Source organism: Sinorhizobium sp. NG07B (assembly GCF_002532005.1).
GTDB classification, from domain to species: Bacteria; Pseudomonadota; Alphaproteobacteria; order Rhizobiales; family Rhizobiaceae; genus Sinorhizobium; species Sinorhizobium fredii_C.
The window spans coordinates 25952-45529 of the sequence record NZ_NWTD01000005.1 but is presented as its reverse complement, the minus strand read 5'-3'; the positions used below and the strand labels follow the sequence as shown (position 1 = coordinate 45529).

The 19578-nt window shown below is 63.6% G+C and carries 25 protein-coding genes and 1 pseudogene; 14 read left to right on the top strand and 12 right to left on the bottom strand.

Going from position 1 to position 19578, the window contains the following annotated elements; all coding sequences use genetic code 11:
* Nucleotides 1–227 precede the first annotated feature (227 nt).
* A complete protein-coding gene (locus CO664_RS18075) occupies nucleotides 228–959 on the bottom strand; it encodes a DUF899 domain-containing protein (RefSeq protein ID WP_050988233.1) in 732 nt (243 codons plus the stop codon).
* Nucleotides 960–1183: 224 nt separating this feature from the next.
* Between CO664_RS18075 and CO664_RS18070 the strand changes: the two genes are divergently transcribed.
* A complete protein-coding gene (locus CO664_RS18070; protein WP_176536620.1) occupies nucleotides 1184–1774 on the top strand; it encodes a DUF1801 domain-containing protein in 591 nt (196 codons plus the stop codon).
* A 65-nt stretch (nucleotides 1775–1839) separates the two neighbouring features.
* A complete protein-coding gene (locus CO664_RS18065) occupies nucleotides 1840–2250 on the top strand; it encodes a DUF1801 domain-containing protein (RefSeq protein ID WP_097539678.1) in 411 nt (136 codons plus the stop codon).
* A gap of 113 nt (nucleotides 2251–2363) precedes the next feature.
* Here CO664_RS18065 and CO664_RS18060 read toward each other — a convergent pair whose 3' ends face one another.
* A complete protein-coding gene (locus CO664_RS18060) occupies nucleotides 2364–2615 on the bottom strand; it encodes a YMGG-like glycine zipper-containing protein (RefSeq protein ID WP_014766143.1) in 252 nt (83 codons plus the stop codon).
* A gap of 427 nt (nucleotides 2616–3042) precedes the next feature.
* Here CO664_RS18060 and CO664_RS18055 point away from each other — a divergent pair, with 427 nt between their 5' ends.
* From CO664_RS18055 to hemA, 4 genes are all read left to right on the top strand, one after another.
* Nucleotides 3043–3531 carry a (2Fe-2S)-binding protein gene (locus CO664_RS18055; protein ID WP_097526186.1) on the top strand — a complete coding sequence of 163 codons (489 nt, stop codon included), beginning with the start codon at nucleotides 3043–3045 and terminating at the stop codon, nucleotides 3529–3531.
* Between the two features lie 58 nt (nucleotides 3532–3589).
* Nucleotides 3590–5935, top strand: a complete 2346-nt coding sequence (locus tag CO664_RS18050; RefSeq protein ID WP_097539523.1) for a xanthine dehydrogenase family protein molybdopterin-binding subunit — start codon at nucleotides 3590–3592, stop codon at nucleotides 5933–5935.
* 16 nt (nucleotides 5936–5951) lie between these two features.
* On the top strand, nucleotides 5952–6749 hold the full coding sequence (locus CO664_RS18045; RefSeq protein WP_037417592.1) for a xanthine dehydrogenase family protein subunit M: 798 nt from the start codon (nucleotides 5952–5954) through the stop codon (nucleotides 6747–6749).
* Nucleotides 6750–6959: 210 nt separating this feature from the next.
* Entirely contained in the window at nucleotides 6960–8174 is a 1215-nt protein-coding gene (hemA, locus tag CO664_RS18040; RefSeq protein WP_176536619.1) for a 5-aminolevulinate synthase, read from the top strand.
* Nucleotides 8175–8191: 17 nt separating this feature from the next.
* Here hemA and dxr read toward each other — a convergent pair whose 3' ends face one another.
* Nucleotides 8192–9364, bottom strand: a complete 1173-nt coding sequence (dxr, locus tag CO664_RS18035) for a 1-deoxy-D-xylulose-5-phosphate reductoisomerase (protein WP_037417589.1) — start codon at nucleotides 9362–9364, stop codon at nucleotides 8192–8194.
* 160 nt (nucleotides 9365–9524) lie between these two features.
* Here dxr and CO664_RS18030 point away from each other — a divergent pair, with 160 nt between their 5' ends.
* Nucleotides 9525–9947 carry an META domain-containing protein gene (locus CO664_RS18030; RefSeq protein WP_097539522.1) on the top strand — a complete coding sequence of 141 codons (423 nt, stop codon included), beginning with the start codon at nucleotides 9525–9527 and terminating at the stop codon, nucleotides 9945–9947.
* Here the strand turns inward: CO664_RS18030 and CO664_RS18025 are convergent.
* The gene (locus tag CO664_RS18025; protein WP_097526190.1) at nucleotides 9944–10498 is read right to left on the bottom strand and encodes a DUF4142 domain-containing protein; all 555 of its coding nucleotides are present in this window, start codon (nucleotides 10496–10498) and stop codon (nucleotides 9944–9946) included. The two genes, CO664_RS18030 and CO664_RS18025, sit on opposite strands and share 4 nt — an antisense overlap.
* A 322-nt stretch (nucleotides 10499–10820) precedes the next feature.
* Here CO664_RS18025 and CO664_RS18020 point away from each other — a divergent pair, with 322 nt between their 5' ends.
* Entirely contained in the window at nucleotides 10821–11096 is a 276-nt protein-coding gene (locus CO664_RS18020; protein ID WP_097539521.1) for a hypothetical protein, read from the top strand.
* Nucleotides 11097–11168: 72 nt separating this feature from the next.
* Here the strand turns inward: CO664_RS18020 and CO664_RS18015 are convergent, their stop codons facing one another.
* Together CO664_RS18015 and CO664_RS18010 are read right to left on the bottom strand one after the other, a co-directional pair.
* Entirely contained in the window at nucleotides 11169–11360 is a 192-nt protein-coding gene (locus CO664_RS18015) for a hypothetical protein (RefSeq protein WP_037417580.1), read from the bottom strand.
* Nucleotides 11361–11404: 44 nt separating this feature from the next.
* Nucleotides 11405–11752, bottom strand: coding sequence for a hypothetical protein (locus CO664_RS18010; protein ID WP_097539517.1), 348 nt, complete (start codon nucleotides 11750–11752; stop codon nucleotides 11405–11407).
* Between the two features lie 148 nt (nucleotides 11753–11900).
* On the opposite strand from CO664_RS18010, the gene CO664_RS18005 reads away from it, so the two are divergent.
* Nucleotides 11901–12176, top strand: coding sequence for a hypothetical protein (locus CO664_RS18005; protein ID WP_097526193.1), 276 nt, complete (start codon nucleotides 11901–11903; stop codon nucleotides 12174–12176).
* On the opposite strand, the gene CO664_RS30740 is transcribed toward CO664_RS18005, so the two are convergent.
* From CO664_RS30740 to CO664_RS17990, 3 genes are all read right to left on the bottom strand, one after another.
* A complete protein-coding gene (locus CO664_RS30740; protein ID WP_086022744.1) occupies nucleotides 12173–12346 on the bottom strand; it encodes a hypothetical protein in 174 nt (57 codons plus the stop codon). The genes CO664_RS18005 and CO664_RS30740 overlap by 4 nt on opposite strands.
* A 37-nt stretch (nucleotides 12347–12383) precedes the next feature.
* A complete protein-coding gene (locus CO664_RS17995) occupies nucleotides 12384–12638 on the bottom strand; it encodes a hypothetical protein (protein WP_097526194.1) in 255 nt (84 codons plus the stop codon).
* 87 nt (nucleotides 12639–12725) lie between these two features.
* The gene (locus CO664_RS17990) at nucleotides 12726–13232 is read right to left on the bottom strand and encodes a DUF892 family protein (RefSeq protein ID WP_097539516.1); all 507 of its coding nucleotides are present in this window, start codon (nucleotides 13230–13232) and stop codon (nucleotides 12726–12728) included.
* A gap of 172 nt (nucleotides 13233–13404) precedes the next feature.
* Here CO664_RS17990 and CO664_RS31590 point away from each other — a divergent pair, with 172 nt between their 5' ends.
* Both CO664_RS31590 and CO664_RS17980 read left to right on the top strand, forming a co-directional pair.
* A complete protein-coding gene (locus CO664_RS31590; protein ID WP_083853972.1) occupies nucleotides 13405–13536 on the top strand; it encodes a hypothetical protein in 132 nt (43 codons plus the stop codon).
* Between the two features lie 17 nt (nucleotides 13537–13553).
* Nucleotides 13554–13877 (top strand): hypothetical protein, encoded by a 324-nt coding sequence (locus tag CO664_RS17980; protein ID WP_097539515.1) that lies wholly within the window; start codon nucleotides 13554–13556, stop codon nucleotides 13875–13877.
* 32 nt (nucleotides 13878–13909) lie between these two features.
* On the opposite strand, the pseudogene CO664_RS17975 reads toward CO664_RS17980, so the two are convergent.
* Together CO664_RS17975 and CO664_RS17970 are read right to left on the bottom strand one after the other, a co-directional pair.
* Nucleotides 13910–15886 (bottom strand): annotated as a pseudogene (locus tag CO664_RS17975) (protein-L-isoaspartate(D-aspartate) O-methyltransferase).
* 125 nt (nucleotides 15887–16011) lie between these two features.
* Nucleotides 16012–16869, bottom strand: a complete 858-nt coding sequence (locus tag CO664_RS17970) for an SDR family oxidoreductase (protein ID WP_097539514.1) — start codon at nucleotides 16867–16869, stop codon at nucleotides 16012–16014.
* A gap of 170 nt (nucleotides 16870–17039) precedes the next feature.
* On the opposite strand from CO664_RS17970, the gene CO664_RS17965 reads away from it, so the two are divergent.
* The 3 genes from CO664_RS17965 (at nucleotide 17040) to CO664_RS17955 (ending at nucleotide 18332) form a co-directional block, all read left to right on the top strand.
* Nucleotides 17040–17285: a hypothetical protein gene (locus tag CO664_RS17965; RefSeq protein ID WP_037417559.1), complete on the top strand. Its 246-nt coding sequence runs from the start codon at nucleotides 17040–17042 to the stop codon at nucleotides 17283–17285.
* A 40-nt stretch (nucleotides 17286–17325) separates the two neighbouring features.
* Nucleotides 17326–17520 carry a hypothetical protein gene (locus CO664_RS17960; protein WP_037417555.1) on the top strand — a complete coding sequence of 65 codons (195 nt, stop codon included), beginning with the start codon at nucleotides 17326–17328 and terminating at the stop codon, nucleotides 17518–17520.
* Between the two features lie 119 nt (nucleotides 17521–17639).
* The gene (locus CO664_RS17955) at nucleotides 17640–18332 is read left to right on the top strand and encodes a BON domain-containing protein (RefSeq protein ID WP_037417552.1); all 693 of its coding nucleotides are present in this window, start codon (nucleotides 17640–17642) and stop codon (nucleotides 18330–18332) included.
* Nucleotides 18333–18430: 98 nt separating this feature from the next.
* Here CO664_RS17955 and CO664_RS17950 read toward each other — a convergent pair whose 3' ends face one another.
* Nucleotides 18431–19552: a DNA topoisomerase IB gene (locus tag CO664_RS17950; RefSeq protein WP_234820283.1), complete on the bottom strand. Its 1122-nt coding sequence runs from the start codon at nucleotides 19550–19552 to the stop codon at nucleotides 18431–18433.
* Nucleotides 19553–19578 lie beyond the last annotated feature (26 nt).

The window sequence follows — 19578 nt, the reverse complement described above, 5'->3', positions numbered from 1 at the left end:
CTGGCCAAAAAGAACTCGTTCTGTGGTGCTTCGGGCACAAAGAGCGGCGGGTAGGCGGCTGGGGAGGATCGGGGCCGCAAGCGGCCGTCGCAGCGATCCTGACGACCTGAATGAACGGTGTGCATTCGCTTCGCCGCCCGTCGTATCCGCCGGAACCGGCCCGCCTCATGGCTTCCTGCTCGCCTCCTGCTTCCGGAATGCCGCCTCTCCGTCGCTCGATGCTCGGTCTACTTCTTGTCTGGAGCCGCGCTTTCGACGTAGCTGTCGTGCCAGTTCCACCACTTGTAGGGCGGGGTCTGGGGATAGCCCTCGGGCGAATCCTCCCAGACCTCCTGCCGGCCGAGGGGCGTTAAGTCGAGATAGTTCCAGGTGCTCCCCATCTGCTCGTCGCCGCGGTTGTTGATGAAATAGGTGCGGAACAGGCGGTCTCCGTCACGATAGAACACGTTCGTGCCGTGCCATTCGTCAACGCCGAAATCGGCGTCGAAGCCGTCCGTAATCGTAAACCATGGGATCTCCCAGCCCATCCGCGCCTTCAGCCGCACGATGTCCGCCTGCGGCGCCCGTGATATAAAGACGAGGGTGGTGTTACGAGCATTGAGGTGGGCGAGGTGGGCGACCTGGTCGGCCACCATGGAACAGCCTACGCAGGCGTGGTTGGGCCAGCCTTCCACGCCGGGCTCGAAGAAGGCGCGGTAGACGATCAATTGGCGCCGGCCGTCGAACAGGTCGAGCAGGCTCACTTTGCCTGCTGGCCCCTCGAAGACATAGTCCTTCGTCACAGCCATCCAGGGCATCCGCCGGCGCTCGGCGGCGAGCCGGTCACGGGCGCGTGTCAGGGCCTTTTCTTTCACGAGCAGATCTTCGCGGGCCGCCTCCCAAGCCTCCGGCGCAACGACCGGTGGTGTGGGCATGGCAGGCTGTCCGCCCGTCGGTTGCTTCTCGGCTGATGTGGTCATGGCTTCCTCCTCGGGTGCCGCGCCTCATGGCTGAGCGCGCGTTCCATTCGGTTCATCACAATTGCTTGTCACACAGTCTTGCACACAAGTGTGGCGGCAACCCGATGCAAGGCTGATTGGAGCCCGCGTCGTTCGGCGCCAATTGATCGGTATCCTCGCCAGTCGAGTTGACTGGAAGTTGAGGTATTCGTGACTATGTATTCGTCTTTCACGGGAGTGACCGGATGGCCGACAAGGCGAGAATGGAGAAGAAGGCCGACACCAAGCGCATGTCTGCGAAAGCCAAGTCGCCCGAGCCGGCTGCCAAGTCACCCGCCCGCAAGCCTACTAAAGCCGCGGCGAAGGCATCTCCGGCGCGCTCCGCAATGCCTGAATCCACCGCAGAAAACAGCGAAAGCGCGGAAGCGGCGACGAAGCCGAAGCTTCTCTCAGGCGGCAATCCGCAGATCGCCAAGGGCTACGGCGACGCGCCGGTGCAGGCCTATATCGCCGCAATGCCCGGCTGGAAAAGCGATCTTGGACGCCGCCTCGACGCGCTGATCGAGCGGACCGTCCCCGATGTCCGCAAGGCGGTCAAATGGAACTCGCCGCTCTATGGAATGGAGGAGCAGAGCTGGTTCCTCGGCATTCACTGTTTCACGAAATACATCAAGGTGGCGTTCTTTCGCGGCACCTCGCTGCATCCGGTGCCGCCAGGCGAGTCCAAACAGAAGGCAGTGCGGTACCTGAACATCCATGAGGACGAGGAGCTGGACGAGGCTCAGTTTGCCGCCTGGGTGAAGCAAGCCAGCCAATTGCCCGGCGAACGCATGTGAGCGAAGAGGGCAAGGGCGTGCGCGACGGCAATCATGAAGAGAGTGAAACAACCATGGAGAAGAGGATGGAAGGGGAAAACTCTCCCTCGCAGCTGATCGATGCGAGGATAGAAGAGCTGGGCGACTGGCGGGGCGAGACGCTCGCCCGCGTGCGAAAGCTTATCAAGGATGCCGACCCGGACGTGGTCGAGGAGTGGAAGTGGCGGGGCGTTCCGGTTTGGTCGCATGCCGGAATCATCTGTACCGGCGAGACCTACAAGAGCGTCGTCAAGCTGACCTTCGCCAAGGGTGCTTCGTTGGAGGATCCTGCGAGCCTGTTCAACTCCAGCCTCGAAGGCAATACCAGGCGCGCCATCGATATCCATGAGGGCGAAAAGATCGACGAAGAGGCGTTGAAGGCGCTCATTCGGGCGGCCGTGGCACTGAACCTATCGTCAAAGGCTGGTCACCCCCAGAAAAGATCGAAGAGCGCCTGAGAATCATCGTGCAATCGGCCCAATGACGGCGCCGCAATCCCGCGAAATGACTCCACGCAAAAAAAAGCCCCGGATTGCTCCGGGGCCGTTCGTTCGATGATTGCCGGTGGCGATCAGCAACGGTCGATATAGCGGCGGCCGTAGCGGTCGCGGTAGTAGCACTGGCCCGGCTGCTCGGTGACGTTGCCGATCACGGCGCCGGAAACGCCGCCGATGGCGGCGCCGACCGCCGCGCCGCGCACGTCGTTCGTGATGGCGCCGCCGATGATCGCGCCCGACGCCGCGCCGATGCCGGCACCCTTCTCCGTCTGCGTGCAGCTTGCAACCGACAGGGCGACCAGAACAAGTGCGATGGCTTTCTTCATGTTGTCCTCTCCGATCTCTACGGATGTCAGCCTGTCGCTTCGTCCGTCTCTTGGGTGGTGGCGGCGAGACGCGACCCGCGTCCCTCCACTTGAACTTGCAATGCGGAAAATACCCCGCCGCCCAGGAAAGTCCAATGGAGGCGGCGCGGTCGTCCGGCCGCAAGATAATGCGATCCTTCCTGAACAGAAGATGAAGGCGCTGTTTCCGCCGTTACATGCCGTGACGGATTTTTTTGCCCTTCTGCGGCCGAGACGGTTGCGACATTCGGCAAAAAGACAAATGATACAACGTCGACAATGGTCCGGGAGGAGCGGACCACTGGCAAAGGGCATTGATATCAGGGCGCGTACTTTCAGTCGCGTGAACATATCTCACCCGATTCGAAGCCGCGCTCGCCCTGGTACGGACCGACCCCGGAGGAGCGAAATGGCGAAAGTAACAATGACGGTCAACGGCCGCCAGGTAAGCGGCGTCTGCGACGACCGGACGCTGCTGGTGCACTTTATCCGCGAAAATCTCGGACTGACCGGTACTCATGTCGGCTGCGACACGTCGCAATGCGGTGCCTGTGTCGTCCATATGAACGGCCAATCGGTGAAGAGCTGTTCCATCCTTGCGGCGCAAGCCGCAGGTTCGGCGATCACGACCATCGAGGGATTGGCGCAAAATGGCGAGCTCCACCCAGTGCAGGCAGCCTTCAAGGCGCATCACGGCCTGCAATGCGGCTTCTGCACGCCCGGCATGGTGATGACGGCGGTCGACATGATCAGGCGTCACGGCAGCGGTCTCGACGAGGCGACGGTCCGCTTCGAACTCGAAGGCAATATCTGTCGCTGCACCGGCTACCACAACATCGTCAAGGCGATCCTCGCCGCGGCCCAGGAAATGGGCGGCGTGCGTCAGGCAGCGGAATGAGCGGCACGCCGCTACCGGCAGAACCAATCCAGCTGAATGTCTCGGGAGGAGATAGGCAATGGGCGTTGATGGCATCGGCGCGCGCGTGGCGCGCAAGGAAGACAGGCGTTTCCTGACGGGCAAGGGGCGCTATACGGACGACATGTCGGTTCCCGGCATGAAATATGCGGTCTTCGTGCGCAGTCCGCATGCGCATGCGACGATCACCGGCATCGACGCGACCGCCGCCAGGGCGATGCCGGGCGTCATCGATGTGCTCGACGGGAAGCAATTGCTGGCCGACGGGATCGGCAACCTGATCTGCGGCTGGATGATCCACTCCAAGGACGGTTCGCCGATGAAGATGGGCTCCTGGCGGCCGCTGGCCGACAAGACGGTGCGTTATGTCGGCGACGCCGTGGCGATCGTGGTGGCCGACAGTGTCGCCGAGGCGCGCGATGCGGCCGAAGCGGTGGTCGTCGACTACGACCTCCTGCCGGTGGTCACCGATCCGCTGCAGGCGCTCGCCTACGGAGAGCCGCAGCTTCACCCCGAGGCGCCCAACAACCTGATCTTCGACTGGGAGCTGGGCGATGCCGCGGCCGTCGACCGGGCGCTTGCGGCCGCAGCCCATGTGATCGAGCTCAAGATTTACAACAACCGCCTGGCGCCCAATCCAATGGAGCCGCGCGCCACGCTCGGCATCTACGACGCCGGCGACGATCACTATACCTGCTACACGACCAGCCAGAACCCGCATCTGGCGCGGCTGGTAATGAGCGCCTTCTACAATGTCGCACCGGAAAACAAGCTCAGGGTGATTGCCCCCGACGTCGGCGGCGGCTTCGGCTCGAAGATCTATATCTATCCGGAGGAGATCGTCTGTCTCTGGGCCTCGAAGCGGACCGGCGTGCCGGTCAAGTGGACCTGCGACCGCACCGAAGCCTTTCTCACCGACGCCCATGGCCGCGACCACGTCTCGACCGTGAAGATGGCCTTCGATGCCGGCAACCGGATCATCGCGCTGAAAGTCGACACCATCGCCAATCTCGGCGCCTATATGTCGCTCTTCTCTTCCTGCGTACCGACCTATCTCTACGCGACGCTGCTTTCCGGTCAGTACGACATCCCGGCGATCCACGCCAATGTCCGCACCGTCTATACCAACACGGTGCCGGTCGACGCCTATCGCGGCGCCGGACGACCGGAGGCGACCTACCTGCTCGAGCGGACGATGGAGACGGCGGCGCGCGAGCTCGGCATTTCGCCGGCGGAACTGCGTCGCACCAACTTCATCCGCTCTTTCCCGCACCAGACGCCGGTGATCATGAACTACGATGCCGGCGACTACGAAGCCTCGCTCAACGCGGCGATGACGGCGGCAGACTGGAGCGGCTTTGCGGCCCGCAAGGCCGAGGCCGAAGGGCGCGGAATGAAACGCGGCATCGGCATGAGCTGTTACATCGAGGCCTGCGGGCTTGCGCCCTCGGCGGCGGTTGGTTCGCTCGGCGCCGGCGTCGGACTGTGGGAATCGGCCGAGGTCAAGGTCAACATGGCCGGCACAATCGAGGTAATGACCGGTTCGCACAGCCACGGCCAGGGGCATGAAACAACCTTCGCCCAGCTCGTCGCCGACCGGCTCGGCCTGCCGATCGACAGCATCAACATCGTCCATGGCGACACCGACAAGGTGCAGATGGGCATGGGCACCTACGGCTCACGCTCCGGCGCGGTCGGCATGTCGGCGCTGGCCAAGGCGCTCGACAAGGTCGAGGCCAAGGCGAAGAAGATCGCCGCGCATCTGATGGAGGCGGACGAGAGCGACATCGTCATCGAAGACGGGGCGCTGAAGGTCGCAGGCACCGACAGGTCGGTCCCCTGGTTCCAGATGGCGCTTGCCGCCTATACCGCCCATAACCTGCCGCCGGGACTCGAGCCGGGGCTGAAGGAGAGCGCCTTCTACGATCCGGCCAACTTCACCTTCCCGGCTGGCTGCTACATCTGCGAAGTGGAGGTCGATCCGGAGACTGGCCGCACGCATATCGTCCAGTTCGTCGCGGCGGACGATTTCGGCAACATCATCAATCCGATGATCGTCGAGGGCCAGGTGCATGGCGGGCTGGCGCAAGGCATCGGCCAGGCTCTGCTCGAGGGGGTCCGCTACGATGACAGCGGCCAACTGCTGACGGCGAGCTACCTGGACTACGCGATGCCGCGCGCCGACGACGTCCCGTCGTTCAACGTGTCGACCTCGAACACCCCCTGTCCGAACAATCCGCTCGGCGTCAAGGGCTGCGGCGAGGCTGGCGCGATCGGCTCACCGCCGGCGCTGATCAACGCGATCACCGACGCGATCGGCAACAATCAGCTGACGATGCCGGCGACGCCGGAAAAGGTCTGGGCAGCGGCTCAAGCCGCCCACTGATCGGGAGGAACTTAGGATGTATGAGACCAACTATCACAGAGCCTCCTCGATCCAGGAAGCGGTGCAGATGATGGGCGCCGCGGCGGAGGGCAAATATCTCTCTGGCGGCATGACGCTCATCCCGACCATGCGCTTGCGGCTCGCCGCGCCGAGCGATCTTGTCGATCTGCGGCACATCACCGAGTTGAAAGGGATCGCCGTCGACGGCCGCTCCGTCCGGATCGGCGCTGCTGCGACGCATGAGGAGGTCGCCATCTCAGCCGAGCTCGGCGCGGTCTGCCCGGCCCTCTGCGACCTCGCCGGCCACATCGGCGACCCGGCGGTGCGCCACATGGGAACGATCGGCGGCTCGATCGCCAACAACGACCCGGCGGCGGACTACCCGGCCGCGATGCTGGGGCTCGATGCGGTGATCGTCACCGACCGGCGTGAGATCAAGGCGGACGACTTCTTTACCGACCTGTTCGAAACGGCGCTGGAGGAAGGAGAAATCATCACCGCCGTGCGCTTCGACGCGCCGGCCAAGGCTGCCTATCAGAAGTTCGCCAACCCAGCCTCGCGATACGCCATGACCGGCGTCTTTGTCGCCCGGCGCGACGACGGCAATGTCCGCGTCGCGGTGACGGGAGCCGGCTCCAACGGCGTCTTCCGCCATAACGGCCTGGAGGCGGCGCTTTCCGCCAACTGGTCGCCGGATGCGGTGGCGAATGTAGCGGTCGACGCATCGGATTTGCTGACAGACCTTCACGCCAGCGCCGCCTACCGCGCCAATCTCGTCAAGGTTATGACCAAGCGTGCCGTGGCGGCTGCCTGAGGACGCGAGAAGGAAAGAAAGGACGGCCGCGGCCGTCCTTTTTGCAATTGCTTGACTTCGATCAAAGTTAAGGGGATTGAGTTGCCTTAGCCGTTTTGGAATAGTTCAAAACTAGAGGCCTTTTGCCGCAGTCGCGTGGCCGGAGGCCGTTCCGGGGTTGACCCCTGGTCGCTTTGAATGAAGAAAGGCGGCAGGGCATCGGAGATGATGATGGATTTCGAGAGTTTCTTCAAAAACGAGCTGGACGGGCTGCATCAGGAAGGCCGCTATCGGGTCTTCGCCGATCTCGCCCGCCACCGCGGTGATTTTCCGAAGGCGACGCGCTACACGGCCGACGGCACCCAGGAGGTCACTGTCTGGTGCTCGAATGATTATCTCGGCATGGGTCAGTCGCCGGTCGTCACCGAAGCGATGAAGCTGGCGATCGACGAATGCGGCGCCGGCGCCGGCGGAACGCGCAACATCTCCGGGACCAATCACTACCACGTTCTCCTCGAGCGCGAACTTGCCGACCTGCACGGCAAGGAATCGGCGCTGCTCTTCACCTCCGGCTATGTCTCCAACTGGGCCGCCCTCGGCACGCTCTGTTCCAAGATTCCCGGCGTCATCGTCTTCTCGGACGCCGGGAATCACGCTTCGATGATCGAGGGAATCCGGCATTCGAAATGCGAGCGCGTCATCTTCAAGCACAATTCGGTGGCCGATCTCGAGGCGAAACTGGCGGCTGCTGATCCGCGTGCACCGAAAATCATCGCCTTTGAATCCGTCTATTCGATGGATGGCGACATCGCGCCGATCAAGGAATTCTGCGATCTCGCCGACAAATATGGCGCGATGACCTATCTCGACGAGGTGCATGCGGTCGGCATGTACGGCCCGCGCGGCGGCGGCATTGCCGAGCGCGAGGGGCTGATGCACCGGTTGACGGTGATCGAGGGTACGCTCGGCAAGGCCTTCGGCGTCATGGGCGGTTACATCACCGGTTCGGCGGCGCTCTGCGATTTCATCCGCTCCTTCGCCTCCGGCTTCATCTTCACGACCGCTTTGCCGCCGGCGCTTGCCGCCGGCGCACTCGCCTCGATCCGGCATCTCAAGGAAAGCCAGCGCGAACGCTTCGCCCATCAGGAGCGGGTGCGCCGGCTGCGATCGCTGCTCGATCAGCGCGGCATTCCGCACATGGTTAATCCGAGCCATATCGTCCCGGTGATGGTCGGCGACGCCGCCAAGTGCAAGTGGATCTCCGACCTGCTGCTCGACAATTTCGGCGTCTATGTCCAGCCGATCAACTATCCGACGGTTCCGAAAAAGACCGAGCGACTGCGCATCACGCCGACGCCGCTGCATTCGGATGACGACATCGACCACCTGGTCGGCGCGCTGCATTCGCTGTGGTCGCGCTGCGCGCTGGCAAGGGCGGTCGCGTAAGCTACGGCGAACCTGGATCAGATCAGCCCGGCCGCCGCATGCCGGGCTTTTTCATCCGCCGCGAAGACGTCGTCCATGGTCATCGCGGCCGGCAGGTCTGAGAGCCGATCCATCACTTTTTCGACGATTTCCGCCATGGCGAGAAAGCCGATGCGGCCCTTGATGAAGGCTTCGAGGGCAGTTTCCTTGGCGCCGTTCAGCACCGCACCCTGAATCCCGCCGGCCTCCATGGCGCGTCGCGCCAAGCGGAGTGCCGGGAAGCGCGCCTCGTCCGGCGCCTCGAAATCGAGCCGCGCGAGCTTGGCGAAGTCGAGCCGCTCGATCGGCAGGTCGCAGCGTTTCGGATAGGAAAGCGCATAGCCGATCGCCGTACGCATGTCGGGGCAGCCGAGCTGGGCGAGCACCGATCCGTCGCTGTAGCCGACCATCGAATGGACGATCGACTGTGGATGGACGATCACCTCTATCTGGTCTGGGCGCAGGCGGAAAAGATGGCGCGCCTCGATCATTTCGAGCGCCTTGTTGAACATCGAGGCGCTGTCGATCGAGATCTTCAGCCCCATCGACCAGTTCGGGTGGGCGCGGGCGATGTCGGCGGTCACATGCCGCATCTCTTCGAGCGTCTTCGTGCGGAACGGACCGCCCGAGGCCGTCAGTACGACCCGTTCGACGGCATGGCGCTGGTCGTTCTCCAGCACCTGGAAGATCGCATTGTGCTCGCTGTCGACGGGCAGCAGCCGGCCTCCGCCCTTGCTGACCGCCTCGATGAACAGGCTGCCAGCGGAGACGAGGCATTCCTTGTTGGCAAGCGCGATGTCGGCACCGCGCCGCGCCGCAGCAAGCGTCGGCGCAAGACCCGCATTGCCGACGATTGCCGCCATCAGCCAGCCGGAATCGCGTTCGGCCGCCTCGACCAGGCCGCTCCGCCCGGCGGCCACTTCGATGCCGCTGCCTGCAAGGGCATCCTTGAGTTCGTTGTAGCGGTGTTCGTCCGCGGTTACCGCCAGCTCTGCCCCCATGCGCCGCGCCTGCTCGGCGAGAAGGGGTATGTTGCCGTTGCCGGTCAGGGCCGCGATCTCGAAGCGGTCCCGCCCGCCGAGCCGCTCGACGACGTCGAGCGTGTTGGTGCCGATCGAGCCGGTCGAGCCCAGTACCGTCAGGCGGCGCTTGCCTTCCTCGCCGGATGCCATTGCCAGATCCCGTTTTCTTCTTGTTGAAACGTTTTGGATAGGCTCTACAGCCGAAACCCGCCGGCAACAAGCGTAGAAGCGGCCGCTCTTCTTTATCCGGCGCTCCTGGAGTAGGAATCGATGCGGCGGCAATGCCGCAGCGATCGCATGAGGAGTTCCGATGCTCAACGTCCTGACAGCCGCATCCTGCGCCTGCGTGCTGATCGAGCTTGCCTCGCTGCGATCGGTCGGCGCCGAAAACGTGCCGCCGGAATTGATCGGTTCCTGGCGCGCCGAGACCATCAACTCCGGCGAAGCGGTCGACGATCCCGAGGCGGTTCTCGAAATCCGCGAGGACGGTACCTATGGCGGCACGGGCGGCTGCAATTTCTTCACCGGCGCCTTCAGCCTCTCGGAAGGAACGATCACCTTCGGCCCGACCGAGGTGACGCATACCACCTGTTCCCCCGCCGTCATGGAGCAGGAGCAGAGGCTTCTCGACATGCTGAAAGCCGCACTCGCCTGGAAGGTGAATGGCGCGATGCTTGCTCTGGCAGGACCGGACGGCGCGTCGGTCATGCGTCTTGTGAGTGTCAAGGGCTAGCCAAGTCTTATCCGCAGCATCTCCAGATGTTCGAGGTGTTCTTCGATCAGCAGGCGGGTAAGCCTTGCGACGTTCCGTCGCTCGCGGTCCCGGCCCGATCTCACATATTCCTCGTGGATCGCCAGAAGTTTCTTGTGCCCGTCAGACTGCAGCAACACATAGGCCTTGTCGAAGGCGGGCCCCTGCAAGCTTCTGAGCTTTTCAAGCGCGGTGCGGCCTTCCGCGTCCAACATCGTTTCCAATTGAGCGTCGGCGGGCGGGCCGGAACCGTCGCTTGTCCCGCCATAGGGTTCCATCGATCGAAGGACGTTGGAGGCCGCCTCCTGCTCGGCGATTTCCCATTTGGCAAATTGCTTCAGGAGGGCGTCGCTCGTCGTGTTTTCGGCCGTACGGCTGGCGGCCAAGGAGAGGGCGCCGACCCGCATTGCCGATCGGGCGTGTTTCCGCTCGGCATCATCAGCCGCCATCTCTTGGGCGACAGCGCTTTCCAAGGGCGGCCAGATAGGCAAGGCGCCGGCGGCGGCCAGACAGAGAACATGACGGCGTCTCATGACGGATCCTCGCGAGCGCTAAGGGACGGTAGACACGCCCCGGCAGTGCCCGCAGATGCGGACACTGCCTACAGCGAAGGTGGGGGACTTGATTGTCGCTACCATCTCTGGAGCGATGCCCAATTAATTCGCGACGCGGAAAATTGTTCCAGAGCGCGGAAAGCGAAGCCGACTACCCCGCGTAAGCTGCTCCGCGGCCGGTGGTGCCGTTGCTCCGGAACGTCGGCCAATGGTCGCAATCGACGGCCGCAGGAACAATCGGCCAAATCCACCATTACTCCCTCCGTTGCAAGAAGATCCGGATCGAGCGAAGGAGACAGACATGGCGGACTCACATGCGATTTCCCGTCCGCAGCGGGAAGCAGACTATCCGGGCCGGCAGGCAGACTGCGTCGCGGCTCTGAGACCGGCGGTGGCGGACCTCGCTGCAAAATCCCAGGACAGTATCGTGGCAGCCATCGGCGGGGAAATGACCGACGACCTGGCCGCTCTGGCTCACCAGGCCGAAGCGGCAGGCTGGAGCTACAAGGAAGCGTCTTCCGCCATCGAGACCCTGGCGCGCGAATATGAGGGCGCAAAAGGGGCGATCTTCGACTGAAGAGCTCTGCACCTTCGAGGAGGAACATTCGCTCTCGGACACCGGTACCCAGGGCGTTTGCGCGTGCAAAAATCAGCCAAAGCGCCTCAACTGCTCCGCTTCCTTCTCGAGTAGTTCGGCCACTTCGTCCAGCGACATGTGCGTGGCACAGAGGTGAATGGCGCATTCGAGAAAACGCGTCGACGACCGGCGCAGGTAGAGCGCCTCTTCCCGGGCGGACAATTCCGGAAGGGGGTTTCTTTTGTCGGGGCGAGGATCGGGCATTCGAAACTCCTTCGGTTCGCCACGTTGCGAGACGGCGTGCCCCATCACAGCCAGTCGGCGGCGACGGCGTAGATCAGAATGGTTGCGGCAAGCACAACGCCGAAGATCAGCAGCGACAGTCCCAGCCGCGGCCTCGAGGGGCGGTCATGTTCGGTGGCAAAGGGGCGCATGGCATCGCCGAACTCCGTGGAGACAGCCGGTTCGCCGTGATGCTGCGCTGCTCTCGCTTCTTGCGTCATCTGCGCATTGAGCGGAGTACCCGCCGCCTCGCCGTCGGTCTCGAGCGGTGCCGCGGCCGGATCGAACCCCGGCCTCTTGTCGCCGGTCCTGCCGTGCTGGATGTCTCCGCGCAACTGTGCCGGGTTGTTTGCCGTCTTGGGCAGCTTGGACATGCTTTTCTCCCTTCTGCCGCCAGAACAACTGGCTTTTGCAGCGTTTGTTCCCGTTCGGGCCCGCCACCGATTCGCTCCGGAACCTCCAGGAGTGCCCGAGCGTTGGGTGCAGCGGGAAGCACCGGTGGGATTGACCGAGCCTCGAGCTATGGACAGAAAAGCGTTCTACGAAGAGTGTTCGCGTATCCTCGGCGCCTCCCACGCTTATGAGGCGCCGCGCTACCGCGAGGTCAATCGCTGGAACAATCGGCGCCCCGGCAATGGACGGTTTCCTGGCTACGGTCTGATCCGAGCGTCCGGACCGCATCATATCCAGATCGCTTTGCGGCAGCCGGTCGAGCTCAATCTGTTGTGCCACTCGGAAGGGGAGGCGCTCGCGGCATTGGAACGCACGGCGAGGCAAGCGGGTCCTGAGGCGACTTAGCGAGCGTTGTTTTCCGGAGGACGCTCGTAGAGCCTATCGATCTCGCGCTTCTGGGCTTCCTTCGTCACGGGCGGGAGCGCTTTCTGCCGCATGATCGCATAGGCGATGGCCGCGCCGAGGAGGAAGGCACCGCCACCGGTCACCAATAGCCAGAAATAGTCCATCAACATGTTCGGTGCCTCCTTGCGATAGAGCCCCGGCCGCGGGTCAGTCAGGCTTCGGCGCCTTCACATCGCCGAAGCGCACCTCTTCGCGCGAGGGATTGTCGGCGATCGACTGCTCCTCTTCGTCACTTGGAAGGGTCTCGTCCGGATCGACGTTCTGCTCGTCTCTGCTGCGCACCGGGCGTACACGGCCTTGGACGACCGGTCGGACTTTCATGCTTTCCGGCGTGCCCGGCACCTCTTCATCGGCGGGCGGAGCGGGGTTCCTGCGAGGGTCGTTTGCGCTGTTGCGTACCATCGTGTCCTTCCTTCTTCTGAGAGAGGAAAGCGGAGTTAAAGAGTTTGTTCCCCTGGTTGGGGCGTGCCACAGGGTTGGCGTCACCTATCAATGCTTGGCAGTCACGCCGCGCTGATCCCGCTCCAGGAAGGTGCGAGTGATTTCCGCCGCATGCTGGTCGAGCCACTCGGCCATCTCGACTTCCTGCTGTAGGATGGTTTCGCAGACCCGCTTCGTCTCCTCGTCGCCCGCATAGTCTGCGGCAGCGATCAGGATCTTGTAGCTGGCGATTTCCATATGTTCGAACGTGTAGCTGGCAAGCGAACCCTTGACGACTTCGTCGCTGACGAAGAGCCCGCTCAAACCCTGCCCGATGGCTACGATCTTGCCGCTGATATCCTTGACTGCGGAGGTCCCGCCATGCAGTCGCTCCAGGCACCGCTTGAGCATCGCGGCCTGGTCGCGGGTCTCCTGCAGGTGGCGATCGATCCGGGCTTTGAGCTCAGGATAGTTTTCCAGCCGCCGGGATTGACTGGCGAGCATCGTGATCGCCTGCTCCTCCATGGCATGCGCATCCCGGAGCCAAGCCTGTAAGTGTTCGCTCGCCTTGTGCATCGCTCGTTCCTCCTGATTGGACCTGATCCAACCGGCCTTGCTGCGAAAGGTTCCGTGGGGAAGGGTGGAGTGCGAAGACCGCCGCGGAACAATTCCAATCCCTGGCGATTGATAGGAAGCAGCAAAACCGCAGGTTTTTCTGATTCAATCACAGCAATCGCCGGAAGGTACGATGTCGAAGACCGTGGCCGCAGCAGTGATCGTCGCCCTGATATTGGTTGCCGTGCTTTGGACGATCTTTCCGTTCGACGGACCGGCCGAAGAGGGGCAGCCGGCGCCCCATGCGATCGACCAGTCGGAATGACCACCTCGAGGAAGCTCATGCAGGAAGAACTGAAGATTTACCGGCTAACGCCGCTCGCTGATCCTGGGGACCCGAACTGGCAGAATGCCAGGTACCAGGGTGAAGTGGTCGTCGCAGCACGCTCGGCCGGTGACGCCCGGATCGTCGCCTCGGAAGCCGAGCTCGATTTCCGTGAGATCGACGCAAAGCCGGCGGAAGGCGTGACTACCGACATGGCGAGCGCCTTTCGCAATGAAAAGCTCTATACAGTGATCGAAGAGGGACCGGCGCCTCGGGGCTGGGAACGCGGACTGATCGCCGGCCACGTCACGGTCGACAACATCATTTCCACCCAGCTTTGAAGATCGCCCGCAACGGCAGGCGCGCACTCCGTTCATAGTCCGAAGGGGAAGGTCTCGGGGAGGCCCGGTCCGACATGTTCGCGCGCCAGCGGTATAACCGGCGACGTTTTGTCGAACCAGACAAAGGCGTCGAACTGCCGCGGCAGCGAGGCATGGGCATAGTGGCTCAGCCGCTCGGTATCCGGCCGGTAGATCACGCCGATGAATCGCTCGATCTTCGGTTCGAGCAGACGGTCGCGAAGTTCCCGGTCTTGGGAGAGGTCCAGGAGAAAGCGGCCGACCCGTGAATCATGGAAATGCCGCTCGTAACTGCCCTCGAGCGACGGCCGTATCGCCTTCACCTCCATCTCGCTTCCCCAGTCGCTTGCCGCGGCGACCTGCCCGTCATGGGTGCCGAAGCCGATCAGCGCCGTCTCATCGGGGAAATGCTCGCGGCAGAGCTGACCGATATTGAGCTCGTCGCGTGCCGTTCCCATGTCCGTGTGGCGGGCGTCGCCGATATGAGAATTATGGGCCCAGACGACGGCTTTGGCGCCGGATCCGCGCGCATTGAGAACATGCCGCAGCGTCTCGAACATATGGGTGTCGCGCATGTTCCAAGACTCCGCACCGGCGTAGTACATGACGCGGTAGTATTTTTCCGCCGAGGCGACGAGCCGCGCATTCTGCGCAGCATCCAGCAGGTCGTCGCCGCTCTCCCGGCCGGCCTCAAGTTGTCTTTCCAACAAGTCGCGGCACTGCCGGACGACCGCCTCCTCGCATTCCCGGAAGCTCTTGCTCAAGGCCGCCCGGCCATAGGTGGACGGTTCGTTCTGCCAAGGCGTCAGGCATCCATAGCGCTGGCGTGCAATCGCTCCCGCCTGCGGATCGACCTTGTCGAGATATGCGAGGACTGCGGCAATCGAGCCGCTCATATTGTAGATGTCAAGGCCATAGAATCCCGCTCTCGGCGCTTCATCCTTTTCCTCGTTGTGACTGCGCAGCCATTCGACGAAGTCCATTACCTCGCGGTTTCGCCACATCCAGGTGGGGAAGCGCTGGAAGGGAACCTGCGGTCGGGCGCTCGGCGGCCGGTGGCGGACGTAGCGATCGACCGCCGCGGCATCCGGCCAGTCCGCCTCGACGGCGACGATGGTGAAGCCATGCGCCTCGATAAGCCGCCGCGTTATGGCGGCGCGCGCGCGATAGAATTCCGACGTGCCGTGGCTTGCCTCGCCGAGCAACACCAACCGGCGTTCGGCGAAGCGGTCGAAGAGGCGCCCGAAGGCGGGGTCGTCGAAATCGGGGAGCGGTTCGGCCGCGTCGGCGATCAACTCGGGCAGGCTGCGCGAGCGGCCGGGTTTCGCATGCAGTTGGTTCCTCTCTTCCTGCCAGCCCTGCTCACCGATGAGCGGCACGAACCTAACGCCGCCGAGATCCTGTTCCTCGAACGTAGTGGCATTGACGCGGGTGATCCTCATAAGGCGCTGCGCGTCACGCGGGCCGATCGGGATTACCAAATGGCCTCCGAGATCCAACTGCTCCTTGAGGGCCTGCGGCACGTCCGGACCGCCCGCTGCCACGAGGATGGCATCGAACGGCCCGGCTTCCGGCCAGCCCGTCGTTCCATCGCCGACCCGCACGGAGATATTGTCGAAGCCCAGCTTGGTGAAGCGCCTTTCGGCGGCCTCGGCCAAGCCGGCATGGCGCTCTACCGTGTAGACGTGCACAGCAATGCGGCTCAAGATCGCCGCCGCATAGCCCGATCCCGTGCCGATCTCCAGAACGGTATCGCCCGGCTGCAGCTCCGCCTTTTCCGTCATTAGCGCGACGATGAAGGGCTGCGAAATGGTCTGGCCATGGCCGATCGACAGCGCCGAATCCTCATAGGCGAATTCCTCGAAGCCGGGGTCGACGAAGGCCTAGCGCGGGACGATCCGCATCGCTTCAAGAACGTCGGGATCCCGGATGCCGCGGCGCGAGAGGTGGGACAGGATCATTCTCTCGCGAGCATGGGAGAAATCGATCATGACGGACCCTCCTTGCAGCGATGTAACCGCCGGCACCGACGCCGCTCAGTCCGACAGCCGCGAAACGCACCGATGTCCCATGCCCGCGAGGCGTGGCGCAGCCGCTGGCGGCGAGCGGGATGCCGCTACAGTATCGGCTTGCCACCGGTCACGGCGATCGTCGCGCCGGAGACGTAGCTGGACAGCGGATCCGCCAGCATGACGTAGGCCGAGGCGAGTTCCACCGGTTGCCCGGGCCTTTTCATCGGCACCTGCTTGCCGAAATTCATCACCGTATCCTCGGGAAGGGTCGAGGGGATGAGCGGCGTCCAGATCGGACCCGGCGCCACAGCGTTGGCGCGGATACCCTTGTCTGCAAGCATTTGCGCCAGGCCGGCGGTAAAGTTCTGGATGGCGCCCTTGGTGGTCGCATAGGCGAGCAGGATCGGGTTCGGGGCATCCGCATTGATCGAGGCGGTGTTGATGATCGAAGAGCCCGGCTTCATATGCGGCACCGCTGCGCGGGTGAGGAAGAACATCGCATGGATGTTCACGCGGAAGGTCAGCTCCCATTCTTCGTCGGTGATGTCGGCGATATCCGGGAACGAGGCCTGGTGGGCCGCGTTGTTGACGAGAATGTCGATGCCGCCGAGTTCGTTCATCGCCCTCTCGACGATGCGCTTGCAGTGTTCCGAGGTCTGGATGTCTCCGGCGACGAGCACGCCCTTGCGTCCGGCCTCTTCGACGAGCGCCTTGGTCGATTTCGCATCCTCGTGCTCATTCAGATAGGAGATCAGGACATCGGCGCCCTCCCGCGCATAGGCGATCGCGACCGCGCGGCCGATGCCGCTGTCTCCGCCGGTGATGATGGCTTTCTTGCCCTGCAGCCGGCCCGATCCCTTGTAGGTTTTCTCCCCGTGGTCCGGCAGAGGATTCATGCGGTCCGTGGTACCGGGCATGGGTTGGCTTTGACGCTCGAACGGCGGGCGCGGAAAATTCTCCATGGTCCAGGCCTCCTTGGTAATTCGATGCGATTGATTTCGGTCCGCCATCGGAGACGGCGGCAGCCCCCAAACTCGGGCTTGCCGGGCTTTGTTCCGATCGGAGAGCCGGGGTGATGGAACTTCGCCTTAGGGCTGGCGTTGACCAAGCGACAACCCGAGGAGGGCGAGAAATGGCAAAAGACGAGAACAGATCAAAGGGCGTGCCGGACGTCACGTCGGACAGCGCCCAGCCCGTGAAAACCGACAGCGATCTTCATCCGGAGGCCGGCGACCAGCCGCTCGAGCCGGACGAACTCGTCAGGAAGAGCGCCGCCCGCGAGGCGATGCACAGCAAGAGGGATGGCTATGTCGTCGAATCCGACCTCGAGGACGAAGACCAGCGGTTCCCGTTGCCGACGATGAAGGATCAGGACTGAGAAAGACCAGGAATGAAGGCGGCTCAACAGGAGAAAGACGATGAAGACCCCGAAGGACGGAGCGCCCGGCACCACGGAGCAATCGCCGCGGTGGGAAGGGCCGAAGGAGACGCGGCCAAGAGGCTATTTGCCGGCGAAGGACGACCCGGAGCATGACCGGGATGCGGCCGACGAAAACCTGAAGGATCCGCACCGAGGCAAGGTCTCGCACGCCCTTAAGACAAAGGACGACTGACCCGGCCCGCGATGGCGCCTCGGTTCCGTTGTGCATTGCGCGCAGCGGAACCGAGGCGCTTTTTGCTGGTTTGGAAGAGTGAACATCATGAAAGGAACCGAAAGGGAAAGGAGCTACCGATGGCCAGGAGAAAAGAGTGGAAGCGGGACGATCCCGATTGGCGTTCGCGCGAAGCCGGCAGGGATTGGTACGGTGAGGAAAGACGCAGCCGGCGGCACTTCGCGCAGACAGTCGAACCTCGCGGCGCCGATTACGAGAACTCCGAGTATTTTCCGGATGCCGAGTCCACCGCCGGACCCTATCGCCGGATGGGCGAGGATTACGGCCGTTGGAACCGGGATCGTGGATATGGCGATTATGGTTCCGACTACGGCGACCGCAGCCGGTCCTCCCATTCGCGCTCCGGCCGGGACTGGGACGAGGAGAGGGGCTTCTTCGAGCGGGCCGGCGACGAGGTGGCCTCCTGGTTCGGCGACGAAGATGCTGAGCGCCGGCGGCAGATGGACCAACATCGCGGTAAGGGGCCGAAGGGCTATACCCGTTCCGACAGCCGCATCCAGGAGGATGTCAGCGATCGGCTGAGCGATGACGGAGCGCTCGACGCTTCCGAGATCGAGGTTTCGGTCACGGGCGGCGAGGTTCAGCTCAGCGGCTTCGTCGAGTCCAAGTGGGCTAAACGCCGCGCCGAAGACCTGGCGGAAAACGTCTCCGGCGTCGGCCATGTCCAGAACAATATCCGTGTGAGAGGCGCTGGCGGAACCTCGGGTGGGACCTCCGGCTGGAATACCGGCGAAACCAACCGGAACCTCTAATCAGCCGGCGGCGGGGCTCACTGCACGATTCCTTAAATCGGAATCGAGTCAAGGGAATGATGATGCGGCCATTCGAAGTGCTGCCGCGACGCGTCTAATTAGACGCTCGGCGCTGTTAGGCCCGCCGCCACTCCGTTCATCGAGGCGTTGGCCTGCCGCTCCGCGCGTGCGGCGCGCACAAGGAAATTGAGCATGCGCGCTTCCTCGACCCGGAGTTCCGGGTTAGCCCGCCCGCGGCGGCTGAGCTTGCTGGCGGAGGCTGCACTGGCAGCGCCGGCGAGCGCAATGATGTCCGGATGGATGTAGCTTTTGCGGCAGATTGCCGGCGTGTTGCAGAGGGTCTCGGCGGCCGCCTCGCACATTTCTCTGACCGTTGGGCGCTTACCTTTATCCATCGCCTCGCGGGCGGCCGTGAAGGCGGCAACGCTGCCCGCCCAGGTTCGGAATGTCTTGGCCGAAACCGGAAAACCCGCCACCTCCGCCAGATAGCGGTTGAGACGACCCGAGTCGACGGGGCGCAATATGTCGTTGTCGTCCCTCCACACGAAGAGCTGCCGTCCCGGCAGGTCGGCGATGTCCTCGAGCAGGCGTTGCAGCTTCGGGCGCCGCAGCCGCCTCTGCACGCGCTTGCCGCCCTTGGCGGTAAAGCGCAGTTCGATGCTGCCGTCGAGGAGCCGTAAATGGCGTTTCAAAAGCGTCGTCGCGCCATAGGTCGAATTCGCCTGGACATAGGCGGGACTTCCCGTCCGGAGATGCACTTCGTCGAGGAGCGCGACAAGCGCGGCGAGGACCGTTCGTGCGTCGCCGGTTCCGCCTTCCATGTGCCGGCGGACCGTGCGCCGGATCCTCGGCAGCGCCTTCCCGAACAGAAGGAGCTGGGCAAATTTGTCGCCGCTTCGCAGCGCCTGCCATTGCGTGTGGTAGCGGTATTGCTTCCGACCGCGTACGTCGTAGCCGGTCGCCTGCAGGTGGCCGTTCTCATCCAGGCAGATCCACACCTTCTCGTAGGCGGGTGGCAGGCCGAGCGAGGCGATACGGGCCTTCACGGCAGGATCGGTCAGGACGGAGCCGTCCGGCAGCCGATAGACGAAGCCCTTGCCGGCGCGTTGGCGTCTGATGCCCGGCTCCGAATCGCTGACATAGACGAGCCCGCTTTCCTTCGGCCGGGCCTCGCCTGGGGCCGGACCGCCGCTGTTGCGGCTGCGCCCGCCGCGCCGCATGGCCGCGGCCTGGCGGGTCGGATTGG

What these genes read in the sequence shown, in the direction of transcription:
- CO664_RS18055 (WP_097526186.1), top strand. Translation starts at nt 3,043, where the DNA reads ATGGCGAAAGTAACAATGACGGTCAACGGCCGCCAGGTAAGCGGCGTC.
- CO664_RS17950 (WP_234820283.1), bottom strand. Translation starts at nt 19,552, where the DNA reads ATGCGGCGCGGCGGGCGCAGCCGCAACAGCGGCGGTCCGGCCCCAGGC.
- CO664_RS18030 (WP_097539522.1), top strand. Translation starts at nt 9,525, where the DNA reads ATGCTCAACGTCCTGACAGCCGCATCCTGCGCCTGCGTGCTGATCGAG.
- CO664_RS18020 (WP_097539521.1), top strand. Translation starts at nt 10,821, where the DNA reads ATGGCGGACTCACATGCGATTTCCCGTCCGCAGCGGGAAGCAGACTAT.
- CO664_RS18070 (WP_176536620.1), top strand. Translation starts at nt 1,184, where the DNA reads ATGGCCGACAAGGCGAGAATGGAGAAGAAGGCCGACACCAAGCGCATG.
- CO664_RS18025 (WP_097526190.1), bottom strand. Translation starts at nt 10,498, where the DNA reads ATGAGACGCCGTCATGTTCTCTGTCTGGCCGCCGCCGGCGCCTTGCCT.
- CO664_RS18075 (WP_050988233.1), bottom strand. Translation starts at nt 959, where the DNA reads ATGACCACATCAGCCGAGAAGCAACCGACGGGCGGACAGCCTGCCATG.
- CO664_RS30740 (WP_086022744.1), bottom strand. Translation starts at nt 12,346, where the DNA reads ATGTTGATGGACTATTTCTGGCTATTGGTGACCGGTGGCGGTGCCTTC.
- CO664_RS17965 (WP_037417559.1), top strand. Translation starts at nt 17,040, where the DNA reads ATGGCAAAAGACGAGAACAGATCAAAGGGCGTGCCGGACGTCACGTCG.
- CO664_RS18050 (WP_097539523.1), top strand. Translation starts at nt 3,590, where the DNA reads ATGGGCGTTGATGGCATCGGCGCGCGCGTGGCGCGCAAGGAAGACAGG.
- CO664_RS17980 (WP_097539515.1), top strand. Translation starts at nt 13,554, where the DNA reads ATGCAGGAAGAACTGAAGATTTACCGGCTAACGCCGCTCGCTGATCCT.
- CO664_RS17995 (WP_097526194.1), bottom strand. Translation starts at nt 12,638, where the DNA reads ATGGTACGCAACAGCGCAAACGACCCTCGCAGGAACCCCGCTCCGCCC.
- CO664_RS18065 (WP_097539678.1), top strand. Translation starts at nt 1,840, where the DNA reads ATGGAAGGGGAAAACTCTCCCTCGCAGCTGATCGATGCGAGGATAGAA.
- hemA (WP_176536619.1), top strand. Translation starts at nt 6,960, where the DNA reads ATGGATTTCGAGAGTTTCTTCAAAAACGAGCTGGACGGGCTGCATCAG.
- CO664_RS18005 (WP_097526193.1), top strand. Translation starts at nt 11,901, where the DNA reads ATGGACAGAAAAGCGTTCTACGAAGAGTGTTCGCGTATCCTCGGCGCC.
- CO664_RS18015 (WP_037417580.1), bottom strand. Translation starts at nt 11,360, where the DNA reads ATGCCCGATCCTCGCCCCGACAAAAGAAACCCCCTTCCGGAATTGTCC.
- CO664_RS17990 (WP_097539516.1), bottom strand. Translation starts at nt 13,232, where the DNA reads ATGCACAAGGCGAGCGAACACTTACAGGCTTGGCTCCGGGATGCGCAT.
- dxr (WP_037417589.1), bottom strand. Translation starts at nt 9,364, where the DNA reads ATGGCATCCGGCGAGGAAGGCAAGCGCCGCCTGACGGTACTGGGCTCG.
- CO664_RS18045 (WP_037417592.1), top strand. Translation starts at nt 5,952, where the DNA reads ATGTATGAGACCAACTATCACAGAGCCTCCTCGATCCAGGAAGCGGTG.
- CO664_RS31590 (WP_083853972.1), top strand. Translation starts at nt 13,405, where the DNA reads ATGTCGAAGACCGTGGCCGCAGCAGTGATCGTCGCCCTGATATTGGTT.
- CO664_RS17960 (WP_037417555.1), top strand. Translation starts at nt 17,326, where the DNA reads ATGAAGACCCCGAAGGACGGAGCGCCCGGCACCACGGAGCAATCGCCG.
- CO664_RS18060 (WP_014766143.1), bottom strand. Translation starts at nt 2,615, where the DNA reads ATGAAGAAAGCCATCGCACTTGTTCTGGTCGCCCTGTCGGTTGCAAGC.
- CO664_RS17970 (WP_097539514.1), bottom strand. Translation starts at nt 16,869, where the DNA reads ATGGAGAATTTTCCGCGCCCGCCGTTCGAGCGTCAAAGCCAACCCATG.
- CO664_RS17955 (WP_037417552.1), top strand. Translation starts at nt 17,640, where the DNA reads ATGGCCAGGAGAAAAGAGTGGAAGCGGGACGATCCCGATTGGCGTTCG.
- CO664_RS18010 (WP_097539517.1), bottom strand. Translation starts at nt 11,752, where the DNA reads ATGTCCAAGCTGCCCAAGACGGCAAACAACCCGGCACAGTTGCGCGGA.